This window comes from Sphingobium abikonense NBRC 16140 (assembly GCF_001598335.1).
Classification (GTDB): domain Bacteria; phylum Pseudomonadota; class Alphaproteobacteria; order Sphingomonadales; family Sphingomonadaceae; genus Sphingobium; species Sphingobium abikonense.
This window is the reverse complement of record NZ_BCYT01000012.1, coordinates 44,878-64,439: the sequence shown is the minus strand read 5'-3', so window position 1 is coordinate 64,439 and position 19,562 is coordinate 44,878. Positions and strand designations below refer to the sequence as shown.

Below are 19,562 nucleotides of genomic sequence, written 5' to 3'. Positions count from 1 at the left end.
AGCGTCTTCGCGCCTCCGCGCGAATAAAAAGATCAGAACGAAGCCAAAGCCGCTTCGATGTCGTCCATCGTCACGATGCTGCGCACGGTCGCGTCGGGCGCGATGCGCTTGACCATCGGGCCGAGCACCTTGCCGCCGACCTCCACGAAGTCCGTGACGCCCGCGTCCCACATCGCCGCCACGGATTCACGCCAGCGCACGCGGCCCGTAACCTGCTCGACCAGGCGCGCCTTGATCTCCTGCGTGTCGGCGACCGGCGCGGCCAGGACATTGGCGTAGACCGGCAGCAGCGGCGCGTTGATCGCCGCATTTGCCAGCGCCGCCTCCATCGCTTCGGCGGCTGGCTGCATCAGCGGGCAATGGAAGGGCGCGGACACAGGCAGCAGCACGCCGCGCTTGATGCCATGATCCTTCACCATCGCCACCGCACGCTCGATCGCGCCGCGATGGCCGGAAATCACCACCTGCGAGGGATCATTGTCATTGGCGACGGTGCAGACCTCGCCCTGCGCGGCAGCGTCGGCCAGCGCCTGCGCCTTGTCGATATCCGCGCCCAGCAGCGCGGCCATCGCGCCCTCGCCCACCGGTACGGCGGCCTGCATCGCCTGGCCCCGCAATTTCAGCAAGCGCGCTGTGGTGCCGATATCGAACGCCTCGGCCGCGCACAGCGCGCTATATTCGCCCAGGCTGTGCCCGGCGACATAATCGCCCTTGTAAGCAAGCGAAAAGCCGCCTTCCTTCTGCATGACGCGCAGCGTGGCGATGGCGTTGGCCATGATCGCGGGCTGCGCATTTTCTGTGAGCGTCAGGTCGCTGTCCGGCCCCTCCACCATGATGCGAAACAGATGCTGCGACAGCGCCTCGTCCACCTCCTGAAACAGCTCCTTCGCCGCGCCGCTGGCATCCGCCAACGCCTTGCCCATGCCGACCGACTGGCTGCCCTGTCCCGGAAATAGAAATGCCCGCATCATTCACCTCGAAGCCCGAAGCGCTCGCAAAAGCGCCGTTTCCCACTGCCGTTACACTTTGAGACATAAATGTCGTTGAGCCGTACACACCCCTGCGGCAGTCAGGGCGCATGCGGTCGCCGGCCCCTCAAGGGATCGGCATGAAGCGGCCCCTTTAACGACGACGGAGTGCAAGGAAAAGGTGCGATATCGCCTAGCATGGATCAGCGGGACGGCCCTGACGCTATCCGCCTGCGCCGCCGGCCCGGATTACCGCGCGCCGCAAATGGGCGCGCTGGGCGTGCCGGCCGCCTATAGCGCGGGCGATGGCGCGGCGCTCAGCGAAGCGGAGCTTGGCCAATGGTGGACGCGCCTTAACGACCCGGCCTTGAGCGCGCTCATCGACCAGGCGGTGGCCAATAATCTGGACGTCGTGCAGGCGCAGGCGCGGCTGCGGCAGGCGCGCGAAAGCCTGATCCAGTCCAACGCCAGCCTGCTGCCGCAATTGAGCGGTTCCGCGACGGGCGGGCGCAATTACAGCAGCCAGGACGCCGGCGGCCGTCTGGACGCCAATGGCAACCCGATCGGCGGCGGCGGCGGCAACTGGTCGAGCAGCTATTCGGCCCGGATCAACGCCAGCTGGCAATTGGACCTGTTCGGCGAATTGCGACGCGGGCGCGAAGCGGCGCGCGCCGATCTGGAAGCGTCGGGCTTCGACCTCGCCACCGTGCGCATGACGGTCATATCCGAACTGGTGAACAATTATGTCCAGGCGCGGCTGGCGCAGGCGCAGCTCAAGGTAGCGCGCGAAACCCAGGCGGTGCAGCGCGACAATTATCAGATCGCCAGCTGGCGGTTGCAGGCGGGCCTCGTCTCCTCGCTCGACGAACAGCAGGCCCGCGCGCAGCTGGCCCAGACCAACGCCACCATCCCGCAGCTGGAGGCCAGCCTCAAGAGCAGCCTCAACCGCATCGCCGTCCTGACGGGACAGGCGCCGGGCGATGCGACCCGGACGCTGGAAACGCCCGCCCCCATTCCCCAGCCGCCAACGGACATCGCGACCGGCATCCCGGCCGACACGCTGCGCCAGCGCCCGGACGTGCGCAGCGCCGAACGCGCGCTCGCGGCCGCGACCGCGCGGATCGGCGTCGCGGAGGCGCAGCTTTATCCCTCGCTCGGCATCAGCGGCAATATCGGCACCACGTCTAACGCCTTCAGCCAGCTATTCGATCTCATCACCGGCGGCGTCTTTGCCAATGTCGCGCAGACCATCTTCGATGGTGGGCGCCTGGCCTCGCAGGTCCGCGCCCAAAAGGCCGCGACCGACGCCGCCTTCGCCGCTTACAAGCAAAGCGTGCTGACCGCGTTGGAGGATGTCGAAAACGCCATGGCCTCCCTTGCCAGCGCCCGCGCGCGCAAGGCGGAATTCGCCGTCGCCTATGACGCATCGAACAATGCCGCGATCCTGGCGCGCAGCCAGTATCAGGCGGGGCTGATCGACTTCCAGACATTGTCGAACAGCGAAAACACGCTTTTGAACGCCCGCAACAGCCTGGCTTCCGCGCAAGCCGACGAAGCCCTTGCCATCGCCCAGCTTTACAATGCGCTGGGCGGCGGCTGGCAGAGCATGGACGACCGCCCCGATGAGCAATGATATGACCACCGATCAGGATCTCAATGACTTCCTTGGCGCGAAGCCGGAAAAGCCGTGGCGCAAATGGGTGATACGCGGCGGCATCGGCATAGTGCTGCTGATTGCCGTGCTGCTGATCGCCCGCTGCTTCGGGGGCGATGACAAGCCCAATTACGCCACGCGCGAGGTGCGGCAGGGCAATCTGACCGTCACGGTGTCGGCAACCGGGAACCTCAAACCCATCAATCAGGTCGATGTCGGCTCCGAACAATCGGGCAAGATCACGCAGGTCTATGTCGATGTGAACGACCGGGTGACGCGCGGGCAGAAGCTGGCCGAGCTCGACACGCGGCGCCTGGTCGACACGGTCAATCAGAACCGCGCGCAGGTGGCGTCGTCGCAGGCCAGCGTCGCGCAGGCGCAGGCGCAGGTCGCGCTGGCCAAGGCAACGCTCGACCGACAGGAAAATGTGTTCAAGCTGTCGGGCGGCCGCGTGCCGGCGAAAACGGAGCTGGATGCCGCGCGCGCCGATTATCAGAGCGCGATCGCCAATCTGCGCTCTGCCCAGGCGCAGGTCACGGCATCGCAGGCCCAGCTGTCGAGCGCCCAAACCAACCTGTCGATCGCGCAGATCGTGTCGCCCGTCACCGGCGTCGTGCTGTCGCGCGATATCGAGCCGGGACAGACGGTCGCCGCGTCCTTGAACGCGCCGGTTCTCTTCACCATCGCCGAAGACCTGACGCAGATGGAGGTCGAAGTCGCGGTGGACGAGGCGGATGTCGGCCAGGTGAAGGAAGGCCAGTCCGCCACGTTCGCCGTCGACGCCTTTCCCGGCCGCAGCTTTCCGGCCAAGGTCACGCGCGTGAATGTCGGATCGAACGCATCGAGCAGTTCCAGCTCCTCATCGTCCTCCTCGACCAGTTCCAGCAGCAGCACCGGCACGGTGGTAGCCTACACGGCGGTCCTGTCGGTGAACAATCAGGACGAAATCCTGCGTCCCGGCATGACCGCGGCGGCAGACATTGTGACGCAGGAATTGCGCAACGTGCTGCTCGTCCCCAACAGCGCGCTGCGCTTCAAGCCCAGCAGCGGCGCGTCGGACGGCGGTGGCATCACCAGCGTGCTGCCCGGCCCGCGCCGCTTCCGCCGCGGCGGCAGCCGCCAGGTCAATTTCGGCGCGGGCAGCAGCCAGACCGTCTATATTCTGGGCGAGGACGGCAATCCCAAGCCGGTCCAGGTGGTCGTCGGCGCCAGCGACGGATCGCGCACCGTCATCACCGGCGGCGACCTGAAACCGGGGATGAAGGTCATCACCGGGCAACTGGCGGCGGGCCAGGAAGCGCCGGCTGAAGACCAGAAGACCGACGCCGCAGGCGCGCAGGACAAGGCGACGGGCCAAGGAGGGCGCAATCCATCGACCGATGGCAGCCCGGCGACCATGGGCAAGCTCGGCAATTCGGGCGACGCCGCGCCGGTCGCGCCCGCGCAAGGCCAAAGCGAACCCGCCGCGACGCGCGGCACCGGGCGGCAGAGCGGAACCTGACCCGTCATGGCGGACAATCCCATCATCTCGCTGCGCGGCGTCACCAAAATCTATGGCGAAGGGCCAACCGCCTTTCAGGCGCTCAAGGGCATAGACCTGGACATCGAACAGGGGGATTTCGTCGCGGTCATGGGGCCTTCGGGTTCCGGCAAGTCCACCACGATGAACATATTGGGGTGCCTGGACGTGCCGTCGGGCGGCGCCTTCCTGTTCAAGGGCCGTCATGTCGAAGCGCTCGACCGCGACCAGCGCGCGCTGCTGCGCCGCCGCTATCTCGGCTTCGTGTTCCAGGGCTTTAATCTGCTCTCGCGCACGACCGCGCTGGAAAATGTGGAGCTGCCCCTGCTCTATCGCGGCGAGGACAAGAAGACGCGCTATGACATGGGCATGGCGGCGCTGGACAAGGTGGGCCTCAAGCCCTGGTGGGACCATACGCCCGCCGAACTGTCCGGCGGTCAGCAGCAGCGCGTCGCCATCGCCCGCGCGATCGTCACCCAGCCCGATGTGCTGCTGGCGGACGAACCGACCGGCAATCTTGATTCCGAACGATCGATCGAGATCATGGAATTGCTGACCGACCTCAACCGCAACAGCGGCATCACCGTGCTGATGGTGACACATGAGCCGGACATGGCGGCCTTTGCCCGCACCATCGTCCATTTCAAGGACGGGCTGGTCGAACGGGTGGACGCAGGAGCAAGCGCATAATGCTGGGCACCACCATCATCCTCGCCTTCCGCGCGATCAACCGGCACAAGCTGCGCAGTTTCCTGACGACGCTGGGCATCATCATCGGCGTCGCGGCGGTCGTGACCATGGTGACGCTGGGCAATGGCGCGACGGCGGCGGTGCGCGAACAGATCAGCTCGCTGGGCGCCAATGTGCTGCAATTGCGCCCCGGTCAGGGCTTTGGCCGTGGCGGCGGCGGACCGCGCCCGCCCGATTTCAAGGAAGCGGACCTGACCGCGATCCAGAACCAGCTGACCGGCGTGCGCGCGGTCGCCCCGCTGGTCCAGTCGAGCGGCACCGCCATTTATGAAGGCAATAACTGGTCGACCACCGTCTATGGCACGACATCGGCCTATTCCGAAGTGCAGCAGTGGAAGGTCGCCGACGGGCGCCTCTTCATGCCGGAGGAGGAAGAGGCCGGAAAGCCTGTCTGCATTATCGGCAATACCGTGCGCACCAACCTGTTCCAGAATAATGATCCGCTGGGCAAACGCATGCGCATCAAGGGCGTGTCCTGCCAGGTGATCGGCGTCCTGTCGACGCGCGGCCAAGGCGGCTTTGGCGATCAGGATGATGTCGTCGTCATGCCGATCCGCTTCGTCCAGCGGCGCTTCACCGGCGACCGCGACGTCAGCCAGATCATGGTCGCGGTCGATGACGCCTATGACACGGCGACCGTGCAGGCCAGCCTGGAGGAACTGATGCGCGAGCGGCGCAAGATCAAACCGGGCACGGAGGATAATTTCAACGTCTTCGACACAAAGCAGATCAGCGATACCCTGACCGGCACCACCACCATCCTGACGCAGATCGTGGGCGCGGTGGCGGCCATCTCGCTGCTGGTCGGGGGCATCGGAATCATGAACATCATGCTGGTGTCCGTGACGGAACGAACGCGCGAAATCGGCATTCGCCTCGCCATCGGCGCGGTCGCGCGCGAAGTACTGATGCAGTTTCTGGTCGAAGCGATCGTGCTGTCGTGCCTTGGCGGCCTCATCGGCCTATTGCTGGCGCTGGTCGCATCCATCGCCATCGCGCCGTTGATGCAGGTGCCCTTCCTCTTCGACGTCAAGGTGAACCTTATCGCCTTTCTCTTTTCCGCCGCGATCGGCGTGGTGTTCGGCTATTTCCCCGCCCGCCGGGCCGCCGCGCTCAATCCCATCGACGCGCTGCGCCACGAATAGGCGCAGCGGCGTCGATTGCGCCAGATGAACCGATATTCAGCTTATTTGTCATGCTGTTACATTTTTCGACAAAATAGCCGCCCCCCGGACACATCGTCGCGACAAGTGGTTCCTAAATCTGTTTTCGACGCCGGAACGCGGCGCCCGATTACAGGCAAAGGAGCAGACTATGTTCAAGAAGATCATCATGGCCCTGGCCACCACCACGCTGGTCGCAAGCCCCATCATCACCGCCCAGGCGCAGGCCGCGCCGCACCGGCAGGAAGTAACGCGCAAAGTCGTCAAGCAAAAGCCGAACGGCCGCACCGTCGTGAAACAGAAGACGACGGTCCGCAAGGCGACGCCAGCCCGTCGCTGGGCGAAGGGCCAGCGCTTCGATCGCCGCTACGCCAGCAACTATCGCGTCGTGAACAATTATCGCGATTATCGGCTGAGCGCACCGCCACGCGGCTATCAGTGGGTCCGCTCGGGCAATGACGCCGTCCTGATCGCGATCACCAGCGGTATCATCGGCGCGGTTGTCGGCGGCGCCATCCGCTAACCTTCAACCCCATTCCCCCTTTTTGAAAAGCCCGGAGGTCGCCGCCTCCGGGCTTTTTGCTGATCGAAATCAAACACCTATTTTTAAGGGTTTTCCCGGTAAATGGATGATGGTCGGGGGGCCATTTTCTTGAGATTGGGTCATGTCCTTGCATCAGATCATGTATATCAGCAGTGCGACCGGGCCGGTTTCGGCCGTGCAATGCGCCGCCATCGCCAGGGATGCCGAGGATCGCAATCGCGTCGACGGCGTCACCGGGCTGCTGCTGTTCAACAGCAAGCGCTTCCTCCAGGTGCTGGAAGGCCCCAGGGATGCCGTCGAGCGCATCTATCAACGGGTCGCGCGCGATGGGCGGCATAGTGCGATCGTCAAATTGCGCGATGTGCCGATCGAGGCGCGCGAGTTCGGCGAATGGGGCATGGCCTATGACGACCCCTTCCAGCCCGCTTCAGCGCTGAAGGACAAGGTCGCCAAGCTGCTGGACCATGCCGGACCATCGACCCGCGCGCATTTCATCGGGTCGGCCGAGATGCACCGGGGCTAGACCAGCCCGGTCAGATAATAGACGGCGATCACGACGAAGACGGTCATCGTCTTGATGAGCGTTAGCGCGAAAATATCCTTATAGGCCTGACGATGGGTCAGGCCCGTGACGGCCAGCAGGGTGATGACCGCGCCATTATGCGGCAGGCTGTCCATCCCGCCCGACGCCATGGACGCGACCCGGTGCAGCACTTCGCGTGGAATGCCGGCGGCGTCGCCTGCTGCGGCGAACTGATCCGCCATCGCCGCCAGCGCGATCGACAGGCCACCCGATGCCGACCCCGTGATCCCGGCGAGCGACGTCACCGTGATGGCTTCGTTGACCAGCGGGTTGGGGATCGCGCGCAGCGCTTCCTTCACCATCAGGAAGCCCGGCAGCGCCGCGATCACCGCGCCGAACCCATATTCCACCGCCGTGTTCATGCCGGCGAGCAGCGCGCCGCCGACAGCCGCTTTCGATCCTTCGGCAAAGCGCCGCGCCACCGTAGCGAAGGCGAAGAGCAAAATGGTGCCGATCCCCAGCAAGAGCGCGCCCTCCACCGCCCAGAGCGCTGCCATCTGCGCCACTTGCACTGTCACGGGATCGGCCATGCCGGGGAGCGCCAGTGTCACCGCGTCTCCTCCTGCCCAGCGCGGGATCGCCATGGTGAGCAGCAAATTGCCAACTCCCACGACCAGCAGCGGCAGCAGGGCGATCATCGGGTGCACGCTCGCGCCCCCTTCCTGCTGGTCGGGTTCGTTGACCAGTTGCTCCGGCGCGCCATAGCCCTCCCCCGCCGCCATCAGGCTGCGCCGCCGCCAGCCAAGATAGGCAAGGCCCGTCGCGACGATGCAGGCCGACCCGATCAGCCCCAAAATGGGCGCGGCCCAGGCCGTGGTGCCAAAGAAGCTGGCCGGAATGATGTTCTGGATCTGCGGCGTGCCAGGCAACGCATCCATGGTGAATGTCAGTGCGCCAAGGCCGATTGTGGCGGGGATCAGGCGCTTGGGGATATCGGCCCGCCGGAACATTTCGGCGGCGAACGGATAGACCGCGAACACCGCGACGAAGACTGACACGCCGCCATAGGTCAGCAGGGCCGTGACGATCATGATCGCCGGGACGGCGCGCCCGGCGCCGATGAACCCGATTACCGCCGTCACGATGGCGCGGGAAAAACCCGAAATCTCCACCAGCTTGCCGAACAAGGCGCCGAGCAGGAAAACGGGAAAATAGAGTTTCAGGAAACTCGCCGCTTTTTCCATGAACAGGCCCGAAAAGGCCGCCGGCACCGCCGCCGGGTCCGTCAGCAACACCGCCAGCATGGCGAGCAGCGGCGCCATGACGATGACGCTCATGCCGCGATAGGCCGCGATCATCAGCAGGATCAGTGACAGGGCTGCGATCGCGATTGGCATTTCCTCTCCCCCCACTCTCACGCCGTTCGCCCTGAGTAGGGGCTGAGCCTGTCGAAGACCCGTATCGAAGGGTCGCGCGCCAATCTATCCTTCGATACGCCACTTCGACAAGCTCAGTGGCTACTCAGGACGAACGGATATCGGCAGGGTTAGGCTGCATAAACGCACCTTGCCTTTCCCCGGCCTTTGCGTCATAGGCGCCGCTTCCAACAGGACCGGGGTGAGTCGGCCCTGCGGGATTGAATGCATTTGAGACGACAGCCGGAGGGGCGTTCCACATGGGGTGGGCGTCAGCGATCGGCCAACAGATGAGGCAATGACATGGCTCTTTATGAGCACGTCTTCCTTGCGCGCCAGGATCTGGCACAGGCGCAGGTCGACGCTTTGGCGGAAACCGCCACCAAGATCGTCGAGGACATGGACGGCAAGGTTACCAAGGTTGAAACCTGGGGCCTGCGCAGCCTGGCCTACAAGATCGCCAAGAACCGCAAGGCGCATTATGTGATGCTGAACATCGACGCCCCTGCCGGCGTCGTCGCGGAACTGGAGCGCCAGACCCAGATCAACGAAGACATCATCCGCTACATGACCGTCAAGGTCGACGAGCTGGAAACCGGCCCGTCGGTGATGATGCGCAAGCAGGAACGTTCCGATCGTGGCGATCGTGGATCGCGTGGCGACCGCGGCGGCAGTGATGGCGATCGTGGCCCGCGCCGCGAGCGCGAAGACGCGAACGCTGGCGAATAAGGAGATCTAGATCATGGCACGCCCGTTTTTCCGCCGCCGCAAGAGCTGCCCCTTCGCCGCCAAGGATGCGCCGAAGATTGATTACAAGGACGTCCGTCTGCTTCAGGGCTTCGTGTCCGAGCGCGGCAAGATCGTCCCCAGCCGCATCACCGCCGTTTCGGCCAAGAAGCAGCGCGAGCTGGCTTCGGCCATCAAGCGCGCCCGTCACCTGGGCCTGCTGCCCTACATCGTGAAGTAAGGGAGAAAGACCCATGGAAATCATTCTCCTCGAACGCATCGAGAAGCTGGGCGCGATCGGCGACGTCGTGACCGTCAAGGACGGTTATGCGCGCAACTTCCTGCTGCCCAACAAGAAGGCCCTGCGCTCGAACAATGCCAACAAGGCCGTGTTCGAAGCCAACCGCGCCCGCATCGAAGCTGAAAACGCCGCCCGTCGCAGCGACGCTGAAAAGGCGGCCGAAGGCGTCAATGGCAAGCAGATCGTGCTCATCCGCCAGTCGTCCAACTCCGGCCAGCTCTACGGATCGGTCGCGGTTCGTGACGTGGTGGACGCGCTGCACGCCGACGGCATCACCAACGTCACCAAGGCGATGGTCGTGCTGGAACGCCCGATCAAGACGCTGGGCGTGTTCGACGTCAAGGTCGCGCTGCACCCCGAAGTTGCGGTGACGATCACCGTCAACGTCGCGCGCTCGCCCGAAGAGGCCGAGCTGCAGGCGCAGGGCGTCGACGTGATGGCCGAAATGTTCGAAAAGGACGAAACCGGCTTCACCGAAGATTATGATCCCAATGCGGAGCCCGGCGAAATCGCCGCGGACACCGAAGAAGAAACCCCGGCCGAAACCGAAGCCTGAGGTTCCTTACAGGATCGAAACGAGAAAGCCGCCCGGCGACGGGCGGCTTTTTTGTTGCCCGGTCCTGCCGCAGCTTACCAAGACAACAAGACAGGTTAATCCCCATGGCGTTCCGTGCCCAATTGTGCGCGCAGGCGAAACGACTTTCGGAACAGCCCCGGCGACCGGACGTTCGACAGACATGGAAAACCGCCCCCTCATCGAACGCCTCGCGCGCCATCTGGCGGCGGATCAGCCCGAAAACTGGCCTGCCCGCGTGGAGGACGCCGCGAGCATCCTTGCGATCCTCAAGGAACCCGACGCCGCGATGCGCGAAGCGGGCGACGGGTCCGCCTGGGCGGCGATGATCGACGCCGCGCTGCGCGAGCGCTGGTCACTGGCGCAGACGGCGTCCGAAACCGAACCACCGCTGGGAACCGACGAGGAAGGCGACATGCGCCTGACGCCCGATGCCGTCAGCCATGACCGCGCGGACTGGGTTCATGTCCATAACGAAAAGGAGACACGATCATGAAGGGGCTGTTGAAACTGGGGATCGTCACGGGCCTGGGCTATTTTGCGGTCAAGGGCTGGCGCGACTGGATGGGTGGCGGAGAGGTCGATGATCGGGGGCCAGTCGGCTCCTCGGGCGTCGTGCGCGACGCAGGGCCGCAGGGCGGTGAATCGGGCTGGGACAAGGTCGACGAGCAAGTCGACGAAAGCTTCCCCGCCAGCGATCCGCCGGGCAATTTCTGACCCGGCTGTTCAAATGATGAGGCCCATTGCCCCCCTGCGCGCTGCTCAGTAAGGAAGCGGCCGGACAGGCGGCGCCTATGCCGCCTGCAACAGGGGATCTTTAATCATGCCTTCGGGTCTGATCGCGCTGCTCGACGACGTGGCGGGCATCGCCAAATTGGCTGCGACTTCGCTTGACGACGTGGCAGCCGCGACGGGTCGGGCAAGCTCGAAAGCGGCCGGCGTCGTCATCGACGACACCGCCGTCACCCCCAATTACGTGATGGGCCTCAGCCCCGATCGTGAACTGCCGATCATCTGGCAAATCGCCAAGGGATCGCTGCGCAACAAATTGCTGTTCCTGTTGCCGGCCGCGCTGCTGCTGTCGGCTTTTGCGCCCTGGCTGCTGCCCCCGCTTCTGATGGCGGGCGGCGCGTTCCTCTGCTTCGAGGCGGTCGAAAAGCTGATCGAGGCCATGGGCAAGGGCCATGACGTGGCGCAGGAGGCGATCCAGACCCATAGCTCCGCCGAACTGGAACAGCAAAAAGTGTCCAGCGCCATCCGCACAGATTTCATCCTGTCGGGTGAGATCATGGCCATCTCGCTCGGCACGGTGGCGGGCGAGCCGATCTGGGAACAGGCTGTTGTCTTGGTCGTCGTCGCATTGCTGATCACGGCGGGCGTCTATGGCGTGGTCGGGCTGATCGTGAAGATGGACGATATCGGCCTGCATCTGGCGCAGCGGTCATCGGCCGCCACGCAGGCGCTGGGCCGGGGGCTGGTCAAGGCGATGCCGGTGCTGATGTCGGTGCTCGGCGTCGTCGGCACCGCCGCCATGCTGTGGGTCGGGGGAGGATTGATCGTCCATGGCCTGCACGAATTTCACCTGGATCTGGTGCCCGGTGCCATCCATCATCTGGCCGTAGCGGCGGCGCATGCGCTTCCCGCCGTGGGCGCCGCCGCCGACTGGATCGTCAACGCCATCGGCGGTGCGATCGTCGGGCTTGTGGTCGGCGGCATCATCGTCGCCGTGCTGCACCTGTTCAAGAAGCATTGACGCCATATTTTTGAGGGATTGAGCGGACAGACCCGCATCTTCGCCAGACATCGCCATGACATCCGCCCAACCCTGGCGCGCCGAAGCCCGCGCCCTGATCCTGCTGGCCCTGCCGATGATCGCGGGCAATATCGCCTGGTCCGCCATCGCCGCCAGCGACCTGCTGCTGCTCGGTCGCCGGGGCGCGGAAAGCGTCGCGGCGGGCGCGCTCGCCATCAACCTGTTCCATGCCCTGCTGATCTTCGGCATGGGCCTTGTCACCGCCGCTTCCCCCTTGATCGCCAGCGAACGGGGCCGCCGCCGCCACAGCGTGCGCGACGTGCGCCGCACCGTGCACCAGACGCTGCGCGCCGCCCTTTTCTTCGTGATCCCCTCCTGGGTCATCCTCTGGCATTGCGAGGGCATATTGCTGGCGCTGGGGCAGCAGCCGGATCTGGCGCGCGGCGCGGGCGACTTGATGCGCGGCCTGCAATGGGCGCTGCTCCCCTTCCTGGGCTTCACCACGCTGCGCAACTTCATCGCCGCGCTGGAACGACCGGTGTGGGGCCTTGTCATCATGCTTGCGGCCATCCCCTTCAATGTCGCGGCGGGCTGGGCGCTGATCTTCGGCCATCTGGGCCTGCCGGCGCTTGGCCTGTTTGGCGCCGGGCTGGCCAGCACCCTGTCGTCCAGCTTCCTGTTCCTCGGACTGCTCGCCGTGATCCTGATCGATCGGCGCTTCCGGCGCTATCGGCTGATGGGCCGTTTCTGGTCCGCGGATCGGGAGCGGCATCGCCAGGTCTGGGCGCTGGGGCTGCCCATCGCCATCACGCTGGGTTTTGAAACGAGCGTGTTCAACGCGTCGGCTTTCTTGATGGGACTGATCGGCCGGGATTCGCTGGCCGCCCATGCAGTCGCGATCCAGATCGCCGCGCTCGTCTTCATGGTGCCGATGGGCATTGGCCAGGCCGCGACCGTGCGCGTCGGCATCGCTTATGGACGTGGCGACCGGGCCGGCGTCGGGCGATCGGGCTGGCTGGCGCTGGCCATCGGCACCGGTTTTGCCTTTGGCGCGGCTGCTTTGCTTATTCTGATGCCCCGCACGCTGGTATCCGCCTTCCTCGACCTGTCGGACCCGGCCAATGCCCGGACCATAGGCCTGGCCGTCAGCTTCCTGGCCGTCGCGGCCCTGTTTCAGCTGGCCGACGCGGCGCAGGCTGTCGGCGCGGGCGTCCTGCGCGGTGTGCAGGACACGCGCGTGCCGATGGTCTTTGCGCTGATTGGATATTGGGTGGTCGGGATTGGCGTTGGAACGCTGCTCGCCTTCCCCTTCAAGATGGAAGGCGTCGGCATCTGGCTCGGCCTTGCGAGCGGCCTTTGCGCTGCGGCGGTGCTGCTGGTCGCGCGCTGGAGCCTGCGCGAACGACTGAACCTCCTGCCGCGGAATTGAACGGTTCGCCGCGTCGATTGCACGGAAGGAAATGGTGCGGCGCACAAAGCAATTGAAAGAATCGCGAAAATCCGTCAGGGAATGCCCATCATGCAAGCCCCGACCGAGATTTTTGAAGCGATCGCGCTCCAGAAGTGCCTGAAGGTGACCTACAACAAGATGGTCGTCACCCTCGCCCCGCACATTCTTTATACCCGTCATGACGAGATGTATATCGACGCCGTGACGACTGACCGCGACGGCCGCCCGCCCCGCGAGTTGAAGCTTGGCACGTTCAAGCTGGCGGGTCTGTCGGATATCCAGGTGCTCAATGACACGTTCGAGGCGATGTACGGCCTCTATAATGATGGCGACGACAAATATAAGGGCGTCACCCTGTTCGCCGTCGCGCCAGAAAGCGCCGCCGCCTGATCCGATCGACGAAGGGGAGCGACCGGCCGCTCCCCTCCCCCAGCCCTCATTTCTTCAGCCGGTAGCCTGAGCGGAACATCCAGCCGATGATGCCCAGGCACAGCGCCAGCATCCCCGCGACGAAAATCAGGCTGAATTCAATGCCCACGTCGCCCTTGCCGAAAAAGGTCCAGCGAAAGCCCGAGATCAGATAGACGATCGGGTTGAACAGCGTGATCGTGCGCCATGGTTCGGCCAGCATGTGGACCGAATAAAAAGCGCCGCCCAAAAACGTCATCGGCATGATCAGCAGCAGCGGAATGACCTGCAACTGCTCGAAACTTTGCGCCCAAATGCCCAGGATGAAGCCGAACAGGCAGAAGCTGACCGCGATCAGTATCATGAAGGCGACCATCGCCAGCGGGTGCATGACCTGTATGTCCACGAACAGATGCGCGGTCAGGAATATGATCCCGCCCACGATCAGCGACTTGGTCGCCGCCGCGCCGACATAGGCGATGATCGTTTCGGCGGCGGACACCGGCGCGGACAGGAGTTCATAGATGGTGCCGGTGAATTTGGGCATGTAGATGCCGAAACTGGCGTTGAAGATGCTTTCGGTGAACATCGACATCATGATGAGGCCGGGCACGATGAAGGCGGCATAGGGGATGCCGTCAATCTCGTTCATGCGCGACCCGATCGCCCCGCCGAACACCACGAAATAGAGCGAGGTGGTGATGACCGGCACCAGTAGGCCCGTCAGCAGCGTGCGGCGGAACCGGTGAAGCTCGAACTTGTAGATGGCGGCGATGGCGCGCAGATTCTGGATGCTCATGCGGCCTTCTCCTGATGGACCAGGCTGACAAAAATATCTTCCAGGCTGCTTTGCCGCGTGTTGAGGTCCTTGTAGCCCAGGCCCAGGTCGCCCAGACGCCGCAACAGCGACGACACGCCCGTCCGCTCCGCCTGCGCGTCGAACACATATTCGATCTCCTGCCCTTCGGCATGGAGGCTGAGGTCCCAGTCCGAAAGCTCCGGCGGCAGCGCGGCGATGGGATCGACCAGCACGATCGTCAGCGTCTTCTTGCCCAGCTTCTTCATGAGCGCGGTCTTTTCCTCGACCAGCATCAATTCGCCCCGATTGATGACGCCCACGCGGTCGGCCATTTCCTCGGCCTCCTCGATATAATGGGTCGTCAGGATGATGGTGACGCCGGTCTGGCGCAGTTCGCCGATCAGCTTCCACATGTCGCGCCGCAATTCGACATCGACCCCCGCCGTTGGTTCGTCCAGGAACAGGACGCGCGGCTCATGGCTCAGCGCCTTGGCGATCATCACGCGGCGCTTCATGCCGCCCGACAACTCCAATATCTTCGCATGGCGCTTGTCCCACAGGGACAGGTCGCGCAGGATTTTTTCGACATAGGCGTCGTTGCGCGGCTTGCCAAACAGCCCGCGGCTGAACGTCACGGTGTCGATCACCCGTTCAAACTGGTCGGTGCTCAATTCCTGCGGCACCAGTCCGATCGCACTGCGCGCGCCGCGATAATCCCGCCCGATGTCGTGCCCGGCGACCTGCACTGTCCCGCCGGTTGGCCGCGCGATGCCACAGATGATCGAGATCATCGTCGTCTTGCCCGCCCCATTGGGGCCGAGCAGCGCGAAAATCTCGCCTTCCTCAATCGAAAGATCGACGCCCTTGAGCGCCTCGAAGCCCGACGCATAGCGTTTGGTCAGGCCGCTTATGTCGATAATGGATGCCATGACAGGCGGTCCCCCTTTTCGCGTTGCGGCGAAGATAGGAGGCCGATGGCCTTATGCAACCTATTGTCCGCGGCGGAAGAACCGGAAAACGGTCGCGGGCGGGAAGTTACGGACGGTGTGCCCGTCGCGCACCACATCCAGCCCCAGCGCGTCGAGTATCTCGCGGTTGACCGGAGGGCGCATCGAATAGGTGAACTGCACGAAACAGCCGCCCGGCCGCAGCATGCGGAACGCTTCGGACAGGATGTCGGCATGGACATGGCGGTCCATCGCCAGCAGCGGCAGGCCGCTTACCACGACCTGATAGTCGCCCGGCGCGCCGGCCGTCGCCGTGGACACGATCTGCGCTGGCGTTTCCAGCACCGAAACCGAAGGAAAATGACGCCGCAACCCGCGTGCGAAGGCCGGGTTGATCTCCACCACTTCCAAATGATCCGCCGGCAGTCCGGTTTCCAGGATAGCGCGCGTGAAGACGCCCGTCCCGCCGCCCAGTTCCAGCACCCGCCCACCGGCAGGGTCGATCTGCTCGACCATCAGCCGCGCCAGATAGCGGCTGGACGGCACGACCGAGGCGGTCTGCCGGGGCTTCTTCACCCAAGCGGCCAGGAAATCCAGATATTCGGTGGCGCGCGTGCGCAACTCGCTGTTGGGCAAGGCGATCGCCCGGCTGCGCTTGGACCTATGCTGCATGGGCGAAATGCGACCGCTCTCTATCCATCGCGACTCCCTTAGCGGCGTCGTGCGCCCGCGTCGATCAGCTTTCGCGGTCTGCGTGACGGATCATGACGCAGGGCGCTGCCCGCTGAGCAGGTCGACCCGTTCCTGCAACCAGTCGGCGACCGCGCCGATCCGCGCCAGATGGCGCAGGTCGCCATGCATCACCAGCCAGAAGCTGCGGGTGATTTCCACCGTGTCGGTCATGATCGCGGTCAGAGCCGGATCGCGCCGGCCGATGAAATCGGGCAGCACCCCTATGCCCGCCCCTTCCGCGATCATCCGCTGCTGCATGTTGATGCTGGTCGCGCGCAACTGCGCCTCCAGTCCCGCCTCTACCTCATCCAGATAATCCAGTTCGGGCGAGAAGATGAATTCGGGCACATAGCCCACCAGCACATGCCGGCGCAGGTCGCTTGACGCGGCCGGATGCCCCGCTCGGTCCAGATAGGCGGGCGCGGCATAAAGGTGCAGGCGATAATCGCCCAGCCGCCGCACCGTCAGCCGGCCGCGCTGCGGACGCGCCAGCATGACCGCCATGTCGGCTTCCCGGTTCGATGGGTTTAGAAAACCCGATGCCGTCACCAGGTCCAGCCTTATGCCGGGATGCCGTCGGTTGAACGCGCCCATGCCCGGCGCCAGCACCCATGTTCCGAACCCTTCGGCAACCGACAGGCGCACCTGCCCGCTCAGGCGATGTTCCTGCCCCTTCACCTCCTCCATCGCCGCCAGCGCCGCGCTTTCGGCCCCTTCGGCATGGCGCAGCAGCGCCTGCCCGCTGGCCGTCAGCGTCCGTTCGCCCCCGCCCATTTCGAACAGGTCCGCGCCCAGCGCCTTTTCCAGCCGTGACAGCCGCCGCGCAATCGTGGTCGCGTCGATGCCCAGCGCGCGCGCGGAAGGCGCGATCTTGCGCGCACGGGCGACCGCCAAGAACACGCGCAGATCGTCCCAGTCGAACATCGACACTCCCGGCAAATTTGCAGCATATTGATGCACAACTTCCCCATTGCTGGCAAGGATGCGGCATTGCTACAGCCGGCAAAGACGAAGATCATGGCGCGCAGACCGACATGACGGAACAGGCGCGGAGCTAGGAGAGCATGACCCAATTTGATCTGACCGAAGACCAGCGCGCGATCCAGGACATGGCGCAGCGCTTCACGGCCGACGCCATCACCCCGTTTGCCGCCGAATGGGACGAAAAACATATCTTCCCGCGCGACACGATCAAATCCGCCGCAGAGCTTGGCTTTGGCGGCATCTATGTGTCGGAAGCGTCGGGCGGCATCGGCCTTGGCCGGCTGGAGGCCGCGCTCATCATGGAAGCGATGGCCTATGGCTGCCCGTCGACCAGCGCCTTCATCTCGATTCACAACATGGCCGCATGGATGATCGACCGCTTCGGCAGCCAGGCGGTCAAGGACAAATATCTGCCCTCCATGATCCCGATGGACCGCATCGGCAGCTATTGCCTGACCGAAGCGGGATCGGGATCGGACGCCGCCGCGCTCAAGACGCAGGCCGTGCGCGATGGCGATCATTATGTCGTCACCGGGTCCAAGCAGTTTATTTCCGGCGGCGGCGAGAACGAAATCTATGTCGTCATGGTGCGGACGGGTGAGGACGGTCCCAAGGGGATCAGCTGCCTCGTCATCGAAAAGGATATGGAGGGCGTCAGTTTCGGCGCGCAGGAACGCAAGCTTGGCTGGCATTCGCAACCCACGGCGCAGGTGAATTTCGACGGCGTGCGCGTGCCGGTCGACAATCTCGTCGGGGCGGAGGGCGAAGGTTTTCGCATCGCCATGATGGGGCTGGATGGCGGACGGCTCAATATCGGCGCCTGCTCGCTGGGCGGGGCGCAGCGCTGCATCGACGAAGCCGTGCGCTATACCAAGGAACGCAAGCAGTTCGGCCAGGCGATCGCCGATTTCCAGAATACGCAATTCATGCTGGCCGACATGCTGACCGAGTTGGAGGCCGCGCGGACCCTCCTCTATGCGGCTGCCGTCAAGGTGACGGAAAATGCGCCCGACAAGACGCGCTTTGCCGCCATGGCCAAGCGGCTGGCGACCGACACCGGATCGTCGGTGGTCGACCGCGCGCTCCAACTGCATGGCGGCTATGGCTATCTGATGGACTATCCGGTCGAACGCTTCTGGCGCGACCTGCGCGTCCATTCGATCCTGGAGGGCACCAACCAGGTGATGCGCATGATCGTTGCGCGCGACATGCTGCGGCAGGGATGATGGCTGCAACGCCCCATCAGCAGGAGATCGACATGACGGACCCGGTGCTGGCCTTCATCGAAAATGGCGTCGGCCGCATCCGGCTGAACCGGCCCAGGGCGATCCATGCGCTCACGCCCGAAATGTGCGTCGCCATCATCGACGCGCTGCTCGGCTGGGCGAAGGACGACCGCGTGGTCGCGGTCATGATCGACCATCTGCCCGCGCCCGATGGCGATCCCAAATTGTCGCGCGGCTTCTGCGCCGGGGGCGACATCGCCCTCATCGCCAACAGCGCAAAGACGGATTGCGTGGAGGCCGAGCGCTTCTTCAGCATCGAATATCGGATGAACCATCTGTTGTTCGTCTATGAAAAGCCGATCGTCGCCTTCATGGACGGCATCGTCATGGGCGGGGGCGTGGGCCTGTCCCTGCCCGCGCGTTACCGCGTGGCGACCGAACGCACCACCTTCGCCATGCCCGAAACCGGCATCGGCCTGTTTCCCGATGTGGGCGGCGGCTGGTATCTGCCGCGGCTGCCGGGGCGCGTCGGCGCCTGGCTCGCCGCGACCGGGGCGCGGATCGATGGCGCCGATTGCGCCGCTATAGGCATCGCCACCCATTATATGCCGTCCGAAGCGCTGGACGCGGTCAAGGCGCGCGTCCTCACCAACCCGTGGGACCTGACGCTCGTGCTCGACGCCGCCAGCGCCCAGCCGCCCGCGTCAAAGCTCGTCGCGTCGCGCGCCGATATCGACCGGCTGTTCGCGTCCGACAGGGCCGAGGAGATCGTCGCGGCACTGGAAGCCGACGGAGGCGAATGGGCGCAAAAGCAGCTGTCGACCCTGCGCACCAAATCGCCTCAGACGATCAAGGTCGCGCTGCGCCAGTTGGTCGAAGGCGCGGCCCAGCCCAGTTTCGCCGACAATATGGCGATGGAATATGGCATCGCCTGCGCCGTCATCCGCCGCCCCGATTTCGTCGAAGGCGTGCGGGCGGTGATCGTCGACAAGGACAATGCGCCGCGTTGGAACCCGGCGACGCTCGAAGAGGTGAGCGACGCGATGATCGACGCGATCTTCGAACCGCTGCCCGCCGACAAAAGCTGGACGCCCCTGCCCGACGTCGCCGACGCCTGATCCCCAAC

Annotated in this window: 22 protein-coding genes; 16 read left to right on the top strand and 6 right to left on the bottom strand. The window is 64.7% G+C overall.

Annotation, left to right across the window (positions count from 1 at the left end; genetic code table 11):
• Positions 1-32: 32 nt before the first annotated feature.
• Positions 33-968 (bottom strand): ACP S-malonyltransferase, encoded by a 936-nt coding sequence (gene fabD / locus SAB01S_RS13170; protein ID WP_062733582.1) that lies wholly within the window; start codon positions 966-968, stop codon positions 33-35.
• Between the two features lie 181 nt (positions 969-1,149).
• Between fabD and SAB01S_RS13165 the strand changes: the two genes are divergently transcribed.
• From SAB01S_RS13165 to SAB01S_RS13140, 6 genes are all read left to right on the top strand, one after another.
• Positions 1,150-2,601: an efflux transporter outer membrane subunit gene (locus tag SAB01S_RS13165; RefSeq protein WP_062733523.1), complete on the top strand. Its 1,452-nt coding sequence runs from the start codon at positions 1,150-1,152 to the stop codon at positions 2,599-2,601.
• Positions 2,591-4,123: an efflux RND transporter periplasmic adaptor subunit gene (locus SAB01S_RS13160; protein WP_062733581.1), complete on the top strand. Its 1,533-nt coding sequence runs from the start codon at positions 2,591-2,593 to the stop codon at positions 4,121-4,123. The genes SAB01S_RS13165 and SAB01S_RS13160 overlap by 11 nt, the downstream gene beginning before the upstream one ends.
• Before the next feature lie 6 nt (positions 4,124-4,129).
• Complete coding sequence (locus tag SAB01S_RS13155) at positions 4,130-4,831, top strand: ABC transporter ATP-binding protein (protein WP_062733521.1); 702 nt, start codon at positions 4,130-4,132, stop codon at positions 4,829-4,831.
• Entirely contained in the window at positions 4,831-6,036 is a 1,206-nt protein-coding gene (locus SAB01S_RS13150; protein WP_062733519.1) for an ABC transporter permease, read from the top strand. Before SAB01S_RS13155 ends, SAB01S_RS13150 begins: the two co-directional genes overlap by 1 nt.
• Positions 6,037-6,205: 169 nt before the next feature.
• Complete coding sequence (locus SAB01S_RS13145; protein ID WP_062733517.1) at positions 6,206-6,577, top strand: RcnB family protein; 372 nt, start codon at positions 6,206-6,208, stop codon at positions 6,575-6,577.
• A 142-nt stretch (positions 6,578-6,719) separates the two neighbouring features.
• Positions 6,720-7,121, top strand: a complete 402-nt coding sequence (locus SAB01S_RS13140; RefSeq protein WP_245646485.1) for a BLUF domain-containing protein — start codon at positions 6,720-6,722, stop codon at positions 7,119-7,121.
• Here the strand turns inward: SAB01S_RS13140 and SAB01S_RS13135 are convergent.
• A complete protein-coding gene (locus SAB01S_RS13135) occupies positions 7,118-8,518 on the bottom strand; it encodes a GntP family permease (RefSeq protein ID WP_062733516.1) in 1,401 nt (466 codons plus the stop codon). The genes SAB01S_RS13140 and SAB01S_RS13135 overlap by 4 nt on opposite strands.
• A gap of 321 nt (positions 8,519-8,839) precedes the next feature.
• Here SAB01S_RS13135 and rpsF point away from each other — a divergent pair, with 321 nt between their 5' ends.
• The 8 genes from rpsF (at position 8,840) to SAB01S_RS13095 (ending at position 13,730) form a co-directional block, all read left to right on the top strand.
• Positions 8,840-9,265 carry a 30S ribosomal protein S6 gene (gene rpsF, locus SAB01S_RS13130; protein WP_062733514.1) on the top strand — a complete coding sequence of 142 codons (426 nt, stop codon included), beginning with the start codon at positions 8,840-8,842 and terminating at the stop codon, positions 9,263-9,265.
• A gap of 13 nt (positions 9,266-9,278) precedes the next feature.
• Positions 9,279-9,503 carry a 30S ribosomal protein S18 gene (rpsR, locus tag SAB01S_RS13125; protein WP_009821298.1) on the top strand — a complete coding sequence of 75 codons (225 nt, stop codon included), beginning with the start codon at positions 9,279-9,281 and terminating at the stop codon, positions 9,501-9,503.
• 13 nt (positions 9,504-9,516) lie between these two features.
• Complete coding sequence (gene rplI / locus SAB01S_RS13120; protein WP_062733512.1) at positions 9,517-10,119, top strand: 50S ribosomal protein L9; 603 nt, start codon at positions 9,517-9,519, stop codon at positions 10,117-10,119.
• Between the two features lie 181 nt (positions 10,120-10,300).
• A complete protein-coding gene (locus SAB01S_RS13115; RefSeq protein WP_062733511.1) occupies positions 10,301-10,633 on the top strand; it encodes a hypothetical protein in 333 nt (110 codons plus the stop codon).
• Positions 10,630-10,854, top strand: coding sequence for a hypothetical protein (locus SAB01S_RS13110; protein WP_062733510.1), 225 nt, complete (start codon positions 10,630-10,632; stop codon positions 10,852-10,854). The genes SAB01S_RS13115 and SAB01S_RS13110 overlap by 4 nt, the downstream gene beginning before the upstream one ends.
• Positions 10,855-10,960: 106 nt before the next feature.
• The gene (locus SAB01S_RS13105) at positions 10,961-11,890 is read left to right on the top strand and encodes a DUF808 domain-containing protein (RefSeq protein ID WP_062733509.1); all 930 of its coding nucleotides are present in this window, start codon (positions 10,961-10,963) and stop codon (positions 11,888-11,890) included.
• Positions 11,891-11,945: 55 nt separating this feature from the next.
• Complete coding sequence (locus tag SAB01S_RS13100; protein ID WP_062733507.1) at positions 11,946-13,319, top strand: MATE family efflux transporter; 1,374 nt, start codon at positions 11,946-11,948, stop codon at positions 13,317-13,319.
• Between the two features lie 90 nt (positions 13,320-13,409).
• Entirely contained in the window at positions 13,410-13,730 is a 321-nt protein-coding gene (locus SAB01S_RS13095; RefSeq protein WP_062733577.1) for a WYL domain-containing protein, read from the top strand.
• A 46-nt stretch (positions 13,731-13,776) separates the two neighbouring features.
• On the opposite strand, the gene SAB01S_RS13090 is transcribed toward SAB01S_RS13095, so the two are convergent.
• The 4 genes from SAB01S_RS13090 to SAB01S_RS13075 form a co-directional block, all read right to left on the bottom strand.
• A complete protein-coding gene (locus SAB01S_RS13090; protein WP_062733505.1) occupies positions 13,777-14,547 on the bottom strand; it encodes an ABC transporter permease in 771 nt (256 codons plus the stop codon).
• The gene (locus SAB01S_RS13085) at positions 14,544-15,476 is read right to left on the bottom strand and encodes an ABC transporter ATP-binding protein (RefSeq protein ID WP_062733503.1); all 933 of its coding nucleotides are present in this window, start codon (positions 15,474-15,476) and stop codon (positions 14,544-14,546) included. The genes SAB01S_RS13090 and SAB01S_RS13085 overlap by 4 nt, the downstream gene beginning before the upstream one ends.
• A gap of 60 nt (positions 15,477-15,536) precedes the next feature.
• Positions 15,537-16,166 carry a class I SAM-dependent methyltransferase gene (locus SAB01S_RS13080; protein WP_062733502.1) on the bottom strand — a complete coding sequence of 210 codons (630 nt, stop codon included), beginning with the start codon at positions 16,164-16,166 and terminating at the stop codon, positions 15,537-15,539.
• Positions 16,167-16,256: 90 nt separating this feature from the next.
• Positions 16,257-17,150, bottom strand: coding sequence for a LysR family transcriptional regulator (locus SAB01S_RS13075; protein ID WP_062733501.1), 894 nt, complete (start codon positions 17,148-17,150; stop codon positions 16,257-16,259).
• Positions 17,151-17,290: 140 nt separating this feature from the next.
• Here SAB01S_RS13075 and SAB01S_RS13070 point away from each other — a divergent pair, with 140 nt between their 5' ends.
• Complete coding sequence (locus SAB01S_RS13070) at positions 17,291-18,436, top strand: acyl-CoA dehydrogenase family protein (protein ID WP_062733499.1); 1,146 nt, start codon at positions 17,291-17,293, stop codon at positions 18,434-18,436.
• A gap of 32 nt (positions 18,437-18,468) precedes the next feature.
• Entirely contained in the window at positions 18,469-19,554 is a 1,086-nt protein-coding gene (locus SAB01S_RS13065) for an enoyl-CoA hydratase/isomerase family protein (RefSeq protein WP_062733576.1), read from the top strand.
• The last annotated feature ends 8 nt before the right edge of the window (positions 19,555-19,562 follow it).